This is a genomic window from Halorussus salinus, assembly GCF_004765815.2.
GTDB lineage: Archaea > Halobacteriota > Halobacteria > Halobacteriales > Haladaptataceae > Halorussus > Halorussus salinus.
The window spans coordinates 281,155-293,933 of record NZ_SBIS02000008.1 but is presented as its reverse complement, the minus strand read 5'-3'; the positions used below and the strand labels follow the sequence as shown (position 1 = coordinate 293,933).

General features: G+C 67.4%; 10 protein-coding genes. 5 read left to right on the top strand and 5 right to left on the bottom strand.

Annotated elements, in window-relative coordinates; translation table 11 throughout:
- Positions 1-289 precede the first annotated feature (289 nt).
- Positions 290-1,213 (top strand): alkaline phosphatase family protein, encoded by a 924-nt coding sequence (locus EPL00_RS18420; RefSeq protein WP_135854087.1) that lies wholly within the window; start codon positions 290-292, stop codon positions 1,211-1,213.
- Positions 1,214-1,223: 10 nt separating this feature from the next.
- Here the strand turns inward: EPL00_RS18420 and EPL00_RS18415 are convergent, their stop codons facing one another.
- On the bottom strand, positions 1,224-2,273 hold the full coding sequence (locus EPL00_RS18415) for a pectinesterase (RefSeq protein WP_135854088.1): 1,050 nt from the start codon (positions 2,271-2,273) through the stop codon (positions 1,224-1,226).
- 431 nt (positions 2,274-2,704) lie between these two features.
- On the opposite strand from EPL00_RS18415, the gene EPL00_RS18410 reads away from it, so the two are divergent.
- The 3 genes from EPL00_RS18410 to EPL00_RS18400 all read left to right on the top strand — a co-directional run bounded on the left by EPL00_RS18410 (position 2,705) and on the right by EPL00_RS18400 (position 5,701).
- Entirely contained in the window at positions 2,705-2,938 is a 234-nt protein-coding gene (locus tag EPL00_RS18410; protein ID WP_238398247.1) for a hypothetical protein, read from the top strand.
- A gap of 211 nt (positions 2,939-3,149) precedes the next feature.
- The gene (locus tag EPL00_RS18405; RefSeq protein WP_135854089.1) at positions 3,150-4,493 is read left to right on the top strand and encodes a carboxylate--amine ligase; all 1,344 of its coding nucleotides are present in this window, start codon (positions 3,150-3,152) and stop codon (positions 4,491-4,493) included.
- Positions 4,490-5,701 carry a glucosamine inositolphosphorylceramide transferase family protein gene (locus EPL00_RS18400; protein WP_135854090.1) on the top strand — a complete coding sequence of 404 codons (1,212 nt, stop codon included), beginning with the start codon at positions 4,490-4,492 and terminating at the stop codon, positions 5,699-5,701. The genes EPL00_RS18405 and EPL00_RS18400 overlap by 4 nt, the downstream gene beginning before the upstream one ends.
- Positions 5,702-5,714: 13 nt before the next feature.
- Here the strand turns inward: EPL00_RS18400 and EPL00_RS18395 are convergent, their stop codons facing one another.
- Entirely contained in the window at positions 5,715-6,884 is a 1,170-nt protein-coding gene (locus EPL00_RS18395; RefSeq protein ID WP_135854091.1) for a glycosyltransferase, read from the bottom strand.
- A gap of 142 nt (positions 6,885-7,026) precedes the next feature.
- On the opposite strand from EPL00_RS18395, the gene EPL00_RS18390 reads away from it, so the two are divergent.
- Positions 7,027-8,211: a glycosyltransferase gene (locus tag EPL00_RS18390; RefSeq protein WP_135854092.1), complete on the top strand. Its 1,185-nt coding sequence runs from the start codon at positions 7,027-7,029 to the stop codon at positions 8,209-8,211.
- Here EPL00_RS18390 and EPL00_RS18385 read toward each other — a convergent pair.
- Genes EPL00_RS18385 through EPL00_RS18375 form a run of 3 tightly spaced genes read right to left on the bottom strand, consistent with a single transcriptional unit; the run spans position 8,153 to position 12,741 of the window.
- Positions 8,153-10,117 carry a hypothetical protein gene (locus tag EPL00_RS18385; protein ID WP_135854093.1) on the bottom strand — a complete coding sequence of 655 codons (1,965 nt, stop codon included), beginning with the start codon at positions 10,115-10,117 and terminating at the stop codon, positions 8,153-8,155. The genes EPL00_RS18390 and EPL00_RS18385 overlap by 59 nt on opposite strands.
- Positions 10,114-11,544 carry a flippase gene (locus EPL00_RS18380; RefSeq protein ID WP_135854094.1) on the bottom strand — a complete coding sequence of 477 codons (1,431 nt, stop codon included), beginning with the start codon at positions 11,542-11,544 and terminating at the stop codon, positions 10,114-10,116. The genes EPL00_RS18385 and EPL00_RS18380 overlap by 4 nt, the downstream gene beginning before the upstream one ends.
- Entirely contained in the window at positions 11,545-12,741 is a 1,197-nt protein-coding gene (locus tag EPL00_RS18375; RefSeq protein ID WP_135854095.1) for a DUF1616 domain-containing protein, read from the bottom strand.
- Positions 12,742-12,779 lie beyond the last annotated feature (38 nt).

Below are 12,779 nucleotides of genomic sequence, written 5' to 3'. Positions count from 1 at the left end.
GCGAGCGACCGGCCGCGCCCGTCCCCAATCGCGCGGAATCGGCCCGTGAGGTCGAACGAGGAGAGGTCGCTCCCGGACCGACGCGCGGGAGCGTCGAAACTGACGGATTAGCGTCTCGTTTTCGCGGTCGTTGTGCCCGTTACCCGTGGCGACGAATCGGCGAGAATCCCGGTCGTCGGTTCAAGTCCCAACCAACCGTCGTCTGACGAGATACCGTCCCGAAGCGACCGTTCGGCCGCGCGCCGGACGGGCACTACGTATAAAGGTGAGGACGATGTGTACGGTAGCTATGGATACGCTCGCAGAGACGCTCCCGTACCATCCGAATCTGATAATAAAGAAATTGAACAGTCTCTACCACACCCGCATGGACCGACGCGAGTACAACACGGAGGGGACCAACGTCTTCGCGGAGGACTGGGACAACCTCGCCATCCTCGACGCCTGTCGCGACGACCAGTTTCGCGTCACGAACACGCTCGCTGGCGAAGTCGAGACCAAGGTCTCGCGGGGGTCGAACACCTCGGAGTTCCTGAAGGCCAACTGCAACGGGCGGGACCTCTCCGATACCGTGTACGTCACGGCCAGCCCCATCTACTACTACCACCGGGACGCCATCGACGCGGAGTTTCACGAGGTCATCAACGTCTGGAACGAGGAGGGCTGGCACGAGGACGTGAAGACGGTCCTGCCCGAGACGACGACCGAGTACGCGCTCGACGCGGCCGAGGAGTACCCCGACAAGCGACTCCTCGTCCACTACATCCAGCCCCACTACCCGTTCGTCGAGTCCGACACGGAGTTCGACAAGAAACAGCTTCACGACGGCGCGGAGAAGGACAAGAGCTTCTGGCACGAACTCAACCACGGCGACCTCGACATCTCGCGCCGTCAGCTCTGGCACCTCTTCGAGGAGAACCTCGAACGCGCCCTGCCTCACGTCGAGCGGTTGGTCGGGGAACTCGACGGTCGGACCGTCGTCACGTCGGACCACGGCAACATGTTCGGCGAGCGCAGTCGGCCGATTCCGGTCGAGTTCTACGGCCACCCGCCGAAGCTCTACACCGACCCGCTTGTCCGGGTGCCGTGGCTCGTCCAAGAGGCCGACGAGCGCAGAGAAATCGTGTCCGGCGACTCGCGCGCCGACACCGACAGCATCGACGACGAGACCGTCTCGGAGCGTCTCGCCGACCTCGGCTACGTCGAGATGTAATCCCGGAGGATTACAGTTTTCGCGCGGTCACGGAGCCGTTCTCGACCACGATGTCGTGGAGCGAGCCGTCGCTCTGGTCGGCGACCGCGAGCCGGTTGATGCCGTAGAGTCGGCCCTTGCCCTCGTCCATCACGAAGCCGCCGTCGTGGCTCTTGTCGGCCGCGACGAGGGGGTTGCCGGAGATGTGGCCCTCGTCGCGGTGGTTGAACTTGATGGTCCCGTCGTCCATGTTGTAGGCCGCGCCGTTGACCGACCCGGAGGTTCCGCCGCCCGACTCCCAGTACTGGCCGTTGTGCTTGACCTTCACGCCCCACCCGCCGCCGTTCACGTTGACGCGGACCGCACAGATTTCGCCGTTGTAGGCGGTCATGGCGTTCCCGCCGGTGTTGATGTTGCAGTCGATGATGCCGACGCGGTTGGTGTTGTACACCGAGAAGGCGGTGTTCTCGTCGTCGTAGGAACTCGCGCCCGTGAACTCGATGCCACGTACCTGCGTCACGCCGACGCCGCCGGTCGCCATGAACGACTTGACCTTCACGTTGCCCGGCGAGTTGGTGTCGCCGGTGATCTGGATGGGGATGCGCTCTCCTCGGTCGCTCTGCTCGGCCCAGTTGGACATGTAGGGCGGGAGGAGAACGTCCTCGTCGTACGTCCCCGGCTTCACGCGGATGTCCACGGGGTGTTCGACCAGCCACGGCACCTCGTTGTTGATGGCGGCCTGAATCGACTGGTAGTCGCCGCCGCCGTTCGCGTCCACCGTGACGCCGACGCCGCCGGTCGTCGCCAGCGGTCGGTCGCCGTCGTTGGTCTGTGACGTATTCGGACCGTCGCTGGTACCGGGGTACGGAAGCTTGTTCCAACTGCTCCCGTCGCCGAGGAACCGCTCGCCGGAGTCGGTCGCGAGGAACTTCGCGCCCTGCTTGGGTTCGTAGTCGGACCTGTTCGAGGCGGCGTCACGGATTTCGACATCGGCGTCGAGCGCCGCGAAGTTCTCGTTGATGGGGACGTGCCAATCGCTCGTTCCCTTCGAGGGGGTCTGATAGTCGTGGTTCTGTGTCATAGATATCGAGTCGTTGTCCCCCGGTCGGACTGTCGGGCGCTCTCCCACTCGCCCCGTGGTCGTCTCCCGCGAGGAGGGCGTCGCCGCCGGACAGTCGCTGACGGGGTCACGGGAACTGCGTTTGCAACACCTCTTCATCAATCTTCCGTAACAGCAACTAGATATTTCGGTATTTGGATGTATCTCTGAATTAACGTAGGTAATAGGCGCTTTCTTCCTACTATTCCTAGTAGAGATGTTTTCTTTCGTGCCGGGCTCTGACTGGTCTCGGGCGTCGGGTGACGAGGAGGCCCCGAACCGTCGCGGAGGGCCGACGAGGGAACGTCCCGCGCTGGCGGGTCGCTCCCGTTCGGTCCACCGTCCTTCCGGCCGGTACTTACATAGAATGCCGTGGCATATGGTCTATCTCGATGCTACGACGCCACGAGTTCGTGCTCGCTCACGTGTCGTGGATGCTGTTGGGGGTTGTGGGACTCACTCTCTTCGGCCTCATGTCCCTGCAAGCGTTCGCCTTCGTCTCGTTCGTCGGGTTCTTGGGGTTGGTGGCGCTCACCGCACCCACGACGCGCTCGCCGGAGTGGCGACGCCGCTTGAAGTGGTTCGTCGCGTTGGTCGTGGTCGTGTTCGGGTACGCTGTCTTCGTTCGGGTCGCGGGGAAACTGTGACGGGCAGTGGAGTCCCCCGGTCGCTCGCCGGAGGAGTCTCGCACGCCGAAATCGGAGACCCATCGCCAGCGAACTCGTGGCGCGTCGGGAGCGGATTCGATACGGGTGAAGCATGAAATTTCGGGGATACGTCGATAGAATAACGGGCGGGAGCGGTGGCAACGGGAGCAACTTCTATAAGAAAACCGACCGTATTAGTTACAATAACAACATGTTTGCGAATGGTGGGGCGGGGGATGGGGTAGTCGTGCCTGCGATAACTCATCCGAGTTCACTCGCCTGCGTCCGGTCGCTGGGTCGCCGCGGTATCGAAACGACGCTGGTCTCCGAGGAGCCGTCGGCCGAGGCGTTCCGGTCGCGCTACTGCGACGAGTCGGTCGTCGTGCCGTCGCCGTCTCGGGACGCCCTCGGGTACAAGGACGCCCTGCTCGACCTCGCGCGCCGGTCGCGCGTCCGGACCGTGCTACCGGTCCGGGAGAAAGACGTGTACCTCCTCGCGAAGTACCGCGACGAGTTCGCCGAGTGGGTCGGCACGCCGTGGCCCGACTTCGAGACGCTTCGGACGGTTCAAGACCGGATTCGGCTCTACGACGCCGCCCACGAGGTCGGCGTGGCGACGCCCGAGACCCACCTGCTGACCGACTGCACGGACTGGTCGCGGCCGTGGATTCTGAAGGGCCGGTACTCGGTCCTGCCGACCGACGGCGAGGCGAGCGCACTCGACGGTCGCGCCCCCGAGACCGGGGGCGAGTCCCACGGCCTCGCCCGACCGCCGACGACGCGCTACCTCCCGGCGGGCGAGCGTCCCGACGTAACACGTGCGGTAAACGAGATGTATCACGTTCCCATCGTCCAAGCGTTCCTGCCCGCGACCGACGAGTACGGCTTTTTCGCGCTCTACGACGAGGGCGAGCAGGTGGCGTCGTTCCAGCATCGCCAGATTCGGGGCGTCCACTACAGCGGCGGCGCGAGCGCCTACCGCGAGTCAGTCGAGATTCCCGAACTGGAGCGCCTCGGGACGCGACTGCTCGACCACCTCGACTGGCACGGTGCGGCGATGGTCGAGTTCCTCCGGGACCCCGAGACCGGCGAGTTCTCGCTCATGGAGATAAACCCGCGGTTCTGGTCGTCGCTTCCCTTCACCGTGCAGGCGGGCGCGGACTTCCCCTACTACGCGTGGCTGTTGGCCACCGGCGCGACCGACCGCATCGACTGCGACTACGAGGTCGGGACCGCAGGCCACCTGCTGAGCGGGGAGGCCAGCCACCTGTTGAGTCTCCTCGCCGACGACACCGCGCTGGTCGAACGGCCCTCGTTCGCCCGGACGGCCGCGGACGTGGCGACCTCGCTGGTTCGCCACCCCCGGTTCGACTACCTCGACGCGACCGACCCCCTGCCGTTCGCCACCTACGCGGGGCGACGCCTCGTCGGACTCGCCGACAGACTCGCGGGCCGCGACGAGTCCGGCGGGAGCGAGGCCGAGGCCGAACCGGCGTCGAGCGATCAACCGCAACGCTCCCGGTTGGAAGTCAACGAACCGGAGGTCGAGCGATGATGTCGGCGCTCTCGTCTGAACTCCGGGACGAACTGCTTCGGTCACTCCGGTCGAGACTCGGCGACGTTCGCGCGGTCCGGTGGCTCAGTCGCCGGGTCGGCGAGACGCTCCACCACACGGTCCCGCAGGTCGTCGGCGACGCGCGCACCGCCGGGTCGTCGGCCGGGCACCGCCGCGGCCAACCGTCGGCGAGGCCGTGGTTCACCGGCGAGTCGATTCCGACCTACCCCTACCGCGACGCCCCGTTCGACCCGGTGGCGCTCCAGCCCTCGCCGAACGTCCTCAATCCGGTGTTGACCGCGCGCGACGTGACCGACTACGGTCGGGCGGGCGGCGTGGCCGACCCGTTCCTGTTCGTCACCGCGGCGGGCGACTGGCACATGTTCTTCGAGGTGTTCAATCAGGACGCCGACCCGACCGCGGTCGTCGGCCACGCGACCAGTCCGGACGGCGGGTCGTCGTGGGAGTACGACCGCGTGGTGTTGCGAACCGACGCCCACCTCTCGTTCCCCTACGTCTTCCAGTGGGAGGGGACCCGCTACCTCCTGCCCGACCCGTGGGACAAGTCGGCCGGAACCGCCGACGTTCTCCTCTACGAAGCCCGCGAGTTCCCCCACGACTGGACCGAGGCGGCGACGATTCTCTCGCTCGACTATCCCGTGAGCGACACCGTGGTCTTCCGGTGGGACGACCGCTGGTGGGCCATCGCGGGCGACGAGCGGGACCTCTACGCCTTCCACTCGCCGACGCTCCGGGCCGACGACTGGGAACCCCACGCCGACAACCCCGTCGTCCGCGACCGGCCGCGCGGAGCGCGGCCCGCGGGTCGGCCCGTCGTCCGCGAGGAGGGCGTCCTCCTCTTTCTCCAGCAGTGCGTCTCGGGGTACGGCGAGCGGGTCCGGGCCTTCGAGGTGACGGCCCTCTCACCCGACCGGTACGAGGACGCGGAACTCGACTCGTCGCCGACGGTGCAGGCCAGCGACTCGCCGGTCGGGTGGAACTCCGGGAAGATGCACCACGTGGACCCGTGGTTCGACGGCCGGACGTGGCGGTGCGCGGTGGACGGCAACATCGACTTCGGCAACGGCGTCTTCGGCCACAACTGGGCCATCGGGATGTACGAGAGCGTCGCCTCGGCCTCCCGTCCGCCGGACGTTCGCCCCGACGAGGAGGCGACCGCTCGGCTCGGCCCGGACTCGTCGGGGTAGCGTCCCGCCGACTTCACCGCGGCGTCGGGGGCGCTCCTGTGGCTGACTCGTCCAGACACTCCCGGTAAATCTCGCGGTACTCGGCTTCGGTGCGCGCCACGTCGAATAGCTCCTCGGCGCGCTCGTAGCCCGCGCGCCCCAACTCGGCGCGCTCCTCGGGGTCGGTCAGTCTCGCCATCGCGTCGGCGAGCGCCGCCCTGTCGCGGGTCGGCACGACGAACCCGGTCTCGCCGTCGGCCACGATGTCGGCCGCGCCGCCGAACGCCGTCGAGACGACGGGCAGTTCGGCGGCCATCGCCTCGATGTAGGTGATGGGGAACCCCTCCGAGAGCGAACTCGACACGAACGCGTCGGCCGCCGCGTAGTAGTCCTCCACGTCGCTCTGGTAGCCCGTGACCGAGACGTTATCCGCGATACCGAGGCGGTCGGCCGCCGCCCGGAGGTCGGCTTCGAGGTCTCCCCACCCGACGAGGTAGAGGTGCGCGCCGGGGGCCTCCTCGACCACGCTCGCCATCGCGTGCAGGAGGTCCCTCTGGGACTTGCCGGGGATGTAGCGCCCGACGTGGAGAAAGGTCGGGGCGCTCGAATCGCTCTCGGCTCCGCCGTCCGGCGTCGCCCGTTTTTGCCCGGCTTCGATTCCGTCGCGCGACCGGACCTCCTCGCGGAACCCCGGCACGTCGATGCCGTTGTGGACGACGCGCCACCGGTCGTCTGCGCCGACCCACCGTCCGGCGTGGCGCTCGGCGACCGTCTCGGAGACGGCCGCGGTGGCCGCGTCGAGGAGTCTGGTCGCTCGCTCGGCCGCGAGGACGGCCGGGTGACTGTTGTCGCCGAGGTTGTGGTGGGTGCTGACGACCGCGGTGTCGGTGACGAGACCGGCGAGTCTGGCCACCACCTGTTGCCACGGCAGGTGGGCGTGAAGCACGTCTACGTCGCGTTTCCGGACGTGGCGGGCCAGCGCGCCGACCGCTCGCGGGTCGAACTGCCCGCCCGGACTCGCGTCGGTGACTTCGACGCCCTTCGCGCGGAACGCAGGCTCTAGGGAGGTCTCCAGTTCGTTCAGGTAGCTTATCGAATGCTCGACGTTGCTCTCGGAACGCTCGACCATGTTCAACAGCAGATTCTGTACCCCGCCGTCGCCCAGCGCGTTGAGGACGTGACAGACGCGAATCCCACCCGACACGATTGGTCGTCACCGACGACGAGTTGGGGGAAAGGGATTTCGACCGTTTCACCGTCGGTTCCGGTTCTCGGTTTGACACCCGCTCGCTCGCGGATTCGATACGCGGAGCATTACTAAGTGGCGTTCTCGCTAGGGTAGTCGCGTGACGCAGGTCGCCTTCGTCGAGCCGTACTACGAGAGCGTGACGGGTGCCCAGCAGTCGATGCTCCCGTTGCTGACCGACAGCGACGAGTTCGACGCGCGACTCGTCGTCCCGAGCGAGGGCGCGCTCGCCGACGAGGCCCGCGAGCGCGGCGTCGCGGTGGACGTGGTTGGTCTCCCCGACGAACTCGACCGGTCGGGCGACGCGCTACTGGACACCCACCCGGCGGCGCTCCTCGACACCGCGACGAGCGTGACGGGCTACCAGCGCAACATCGTGCGCTACCTCCGAGCGCGGGACTACGACGCGGTGTACTGCAACAGTCTGAAAGCCGTGGTGCTGTTCGGTCCGGCGGCGAAACTCCTCGGGATACCGGTTCTGTGGTACGTCCGCATCGACACGCCGATTTCGGTCCTCGATACGCTCGCGTACCACCTCGCGGACCACGTGATAACCATCTCGGACGGGACCAAGAGCCGCTTCGACGGACTCCTCACGCCCGACGGGAAGGCCGAGACCATCTACACCGGCGTCGATTTAGACGAGTTCTCGCCCGCGAACGCCGCCGCCGAAAGCGGGAGCGACGCGGACGACTCCGAGTTTCCCTTCGCCGACCGCGACGGCCCGATAATCGCCGAGGTCGCCACGATTCAACCCCGGAAGGGCCAGCACCACCTCGTGGACGCGGTGGCCGACGCCGCCGACTCGCTGGGCGACTACGAACTCGTCTTCGCTGGCGAGGAGTCCGACGAGGCGTACAAGCACGGGAGCGACTACGGCCGGAAGCTCCGCGAGCGCGTCGCCGACCGGGGTATCGCCGAGCGCACGACCTTCCTCGGGTGGTGCGACGACGTGCCCGCGCTCCTCGGGGAAATCGACCTCTTCGTCCTCCCGTCGTACAACGAGGGGCTTCCCCGGTCGATTCTGGAGGCGTTCGCGCGGGGCGTGCCGGTCGTCGCCACGCCCGCGGGCGGGACCCGCGAACTCGTCACCCACGGCGAGAACGGACTCGTCGTCCCGAAGGGGTCGAGCGACGACCTCGCCGACGCGATAGCACTCCTCGGCGGCGACGCCGAACTGCGCGAGGAGATGGGCCGCGAGGCCCGCCGGACGGTCGTCGAGCGGTTCAGCCAAGCGCGCTACGTCGAGAACTTCGAGCGGTATCTGACCGAGGAAGTGCTGTAGAAACCGAGTTTCCGATTCGCGGGCTCGATTGCCGAGACTCCGCGGCGTTTGCGGAAATGTTTGCAGAACTGTTTTCGGATTCGTTTTCGGAACCGTTTACGGTCGTATCCGCCGCTCTGGCGGCGTCTGTCGCTCCGGCCGTGTCCGATTCCCCGGCCGCGTCTGCCGCCCCAGCCGACTCGCCAGCGGAGCCTGCCACCTCGCCCGGCCGGTAGACGCGGAACGACTCGCTGGCGTAGACCTTACTCAGCGCGCGCTCGGTGGCTATCGCGTCGGTGTGGCGGCCCAGCGGTTCGAAGTTGGTCCACGTCGGCGGGCCGCGCATGACCGGCTGGTCGATAGAGCCGACGTTCACGACCAAGTAGTTCATGCCGTAGCTGTCGGCGGTGTCGTCGTCGTCCAACTTCGCGTAGGTCTCGGGACCGATTCGCCCGAGGTTGGTGAAGTACGGTTCGCCGAACTGCATCCCCGAGTGGGCGACGATGGAGCCGAACGTCTGGAAGTCGGTCGTGACCTCCTCGCCGGTCCGGTACTCGTAGAGCCACGCCACGAGCGCGTCGGCGGCCTCCTCGTCCACGTACTGGCGCTGGGTCTGGTTCTCGTACTCGTAGCCGAGCGCGAACGAACTCGTCACCAACAGGACGCCGAGGACGACCGGCATCGCCTTCCGGAGCGACATCGCTGGCACCCAATCCCCGACCGACGCGTCGGCGTAGAAGTACAGCGCCACGACCGGGAAGACCAGTTCGACGTAGCGCAACTGGACGCCCGACCCGACCAGCGAGTAGAGGAGTAACTCCTCGGCGTAGGCCGCCAGCAGGGATATCGCCAACAGCTCCCGCGCGTTCCGGAAGACGAACGACGGCCCGGAGCGAATCAGCCGCGAGAGCGGCACCAGCGCGCAGGGAATCGCTATCAGCACGAAGGTCAGGACGTTGACCAGCTGGAGGAGCCGCTGGGACTCCTCGACCACCACGTACTGGCTCTGGACGGTCACGGGGTCGGCCGCCAACACCGACACCAGCGCGAACACCGAGTAGAGCAGGTTCTCGCCGGTCAGCGGGAAGTCCATCGTCAGCAACTGGTTGTAGAACTTGTTGTTGTACGAGAACATGAGGACGACGAAGGTGAGTTCGAGGACCAGCAGTCGCGCGACGGTCCGGCGCGTGATGGTCAGGTCGCCCCGGTAGAACCGCCGGAAGATGGCCAATACCGTCACGATGCCGACCCACGTCACCGCCCAGACCTCCATCGGCGGCGCGAAGAACTTCACGCCCGCGAAAAAGAGCAGCGAGAGGAGCCCGAACCGATACCGGTACTCCTCGAAGTCGTTGAGAAAGAGGACGGTAGCGAACACGAACAGCAGGTAGAACAGCTTCCCCATCTCGTAGGCCCGGAAGTGGTAGCTGTCGGCGAACACCAGCAGGTACACCGGGAGCGACGCGAGCATCGCCACGGTCCGGTCGTCGAAGAACAGTCGCACGAACGGATAGATGAACAGCGGACTCAACAGCGCCGCGACGGGGAGGTACAGCACGTCCACCAGACTCCCGCCGACCACGGCCTGCAACGACCGGAGGTAGTACGCGCCGAAGGGGAACGACGGCGTGGCTTCCAGCAGGAACAGGTCGTTGCGGACGTGGGTACTCAGCACGCCGAGGCGCGCGAAGGTGAACCCCGACAGCGCGCCGCGGTACGACCAGAGGTACACCGCGTTCAGCGAACACAGCGACCCGAGTATCACCGCGAGTTTGACGACGTTCGCTCGCGTCAGAACGCCGTGGCCGGTCCTCTCCTCGCCTTCCGCCCGACTCTCCGTCTCGCCGCCGCGGTCGGTCTCGCCGCCGCGGTCGGTCTCACCGTCGCTCCTCGCCCACGACGGCCAGTTCGACGGGAGCCAACTCACGGCGACCACCTCTCCAGTCGCCCGACGGGGAGCGTCCCGAGGACGCGCGTCCGGAGCGGTCGGAACGCCAGCACGGCGGCCCCGTAGGTCCCGGCCCCGACCGCGATGACGGCGGCGAGTTCCCAGAGGTTCCCGACGCCGATGCTCGACCGCGCGAGGAGAACCGCGACGCCCATCACGCCCGCCGAGACGACGCAGTACTTCAGTTCAGTGACGGGCAGTTCGAGGTCGATGTGTTGCGCGAGGAAGCGGGCGTCGAGTCCGGTCCCGATGAGTCCCGAGCAGAGCGTGGCCACCGCCGCGCCGACGAGGCCGAACTGGAAGACGAGAACGGCGTTCAAAATTACGTTGCTCGTCGTGGCGACGACGCCCGAGGTCGCCGCGAGGCGCATCTGGTCTATCGCGCCGAGCGCCCGGCCGAAGACGACGCCGAAGCCTCGGACCAGCGTGAACCCCATCAGAATCACGAAGGCGACGCTCGCGATACCGAACTCCGCGCCGAACACGAGTTCGAGAATCGGCCGCGCGAGCAGGGCGGTCCCGACCAGCGCGGGAACGAGCAGGAACACCGAGGGCGTGACGACCGCGGTGATGAGTCGCTCGATGCGGCCGGTCGCGTCCTCGCCGCTCCACTCGCTGATTTGGGGAAAGATGCTCTGTGCGATGGACTTGCTCAGGAGCAGGACGAACGTCGTCACGCGCCACGACACCTCGTAGGCCCCGACGTGGGTCTGGGTGAGGAAGAAGCCGATGAACACCACGTCCAGCCAGTTGCCGACGTAGCCTTGGACCGACGTGACGACGTTGTACTTCGAGTAGTCCACGAGCGACTGGGCGCGCTCGCGCGAGGGGCGACCGATTGGCGTCGCCACCTTCCACGCGCCCCAGACCAGTACGACCGCGAAGCCGCCCATCAGCCCGTAGACCAGCCCCTCGACCTCCCAGCCGAGGTAGACTAACGCGGCCCCGCCGAGAATCCAGACCGCCTTCTGGGCGAACTTCAGGGTCGCGGTCTCCTCGACGCGGAGTTCGCCCTTCAGCACGCGCATCATCAGCCACGAGAACTCCCGGAGGACGACCGCCACGGCCAGATACAGCGCCAACTCCGCGCCGATGTAGTCGTTGAGCTGTCCCCGGAACACGAGGATGCCAGCCACCGCGAGGAGGGCCAGTCCCGCCTTCAACAGGAGTCCGGTCGAGAAGATGTCCGCGGGGCTCTCGCCCTCGCTGATGCGCTTCTCGACCGCCCCGCGGACGCCGAAGTCGGCGGGAATCATCAGCATCTCCAGCACCGCTTGAAAGAGGAAGAACACCCCCATCGTCGCCGCGCCCAACTCTCGGGAGAAGAAGACGAGTCCGACCGCCACGAGCGCGGCGCTCCCGAGTTGCGCGACGTAGAGCTTCAGCGTCGAGCGCGCTACGTCCACTCACGACCACCTCCCGAGGAGGCCGGGGCTATCGAGAGCCGAGGCGTTCGCGGTCGCGTTCGCCGCCGTCGTGGTTCCCGCCGTCGCGTTCCCTACCGCTCCGCCTCCGGCCGACCGGCTCCCGTTCAGCCAGACGTGGACCTCGCGGGCGGCGTTGGCGACGCTCGGGTCAGCTGGCGGGTCGCCGCGGTACAGCAGATAGACGAGTCGCAGGCGGTCGCCGGACAGTCGCTCGCGGGGGACGTGGCGGGTCTGCCACGACCCTCCGGCGGCGACTCGGACCCCGTACCGGGCGAGTTCGCGCTCGGCGGTCACGGTCGTCTCGTTGGGCGGTCCCGTCACGCGGTGCAGTTCCGCGACGACGGTGTAGTCGGTCGCCTCTCCCTCCCGGTTTTCGAGGCCCACGACCAGCGGGTTCTGCCGGGCTTCGGCCAGCGTGTCGGGGTAGCCGTCCGCGACGAGCGCGCCGTCGTCGTTCTCCGAGAGGAGGTACAACTCGGTGTCGCCCTCGCCGCGTGACTCGGAGGTCACGGCGAACGCGGTGCCCCCGGCCGCCACGAGGAGACTCACCACGACCAACACGTTGAGCGCGGCGTCTACCTTCGTGTCCGGGTTCAGAAGCTCGTCTCGCACGCCAGCGAAACGCGCGCCGACGCTCCCGCCCCCGAGGCGCGTCGCTCCGAGTTCCGCGCCGAGCGCGCCCCCGAACCGTTCGTCCGGGGAAAGCTCCTCGCGCCGCAGGACCGCAATCGCCGCGACGCCGAGCGTGAACGCGCCGACGGTCGGGACGAGCGTGGCGGTGCCGAGTCCGACCGCCGACCGGTCGAGGCCGAGCGCGAGGGTGCAGACGACGACGATGCTCGCGCCGACCGACAGGCCCAGTCGCTCGAAGCCGTCGAGTTCGTGGCGCAGGAAGACGCCGGGGTCGCTCGCGGCGGTCCCGCTCGCCGACGGACCCGTCTCGCTCGCCGATTCGTCGGGCGCGACCGCGAGCCGATTTTCCGGAAACAGCGCGCTGACGACCGCGTACCCCGGAAGCACGAGGAGAAACGGCAGGCCCAAGACGGCGCGAATTGGCGTCGCGCGGACGGCCGGGACCAGAAGCGCGGCGACCGTCACCACGTCGAGGGCCGCCACCGCCGCCAAGTCGAGCGGGAGTCGTTCGACTCTGCGGGACGACTGCGGGCGTCTACTCATCGGCGTGGGTTCGACGTTCTCCCACAAAAGTGGTCAGG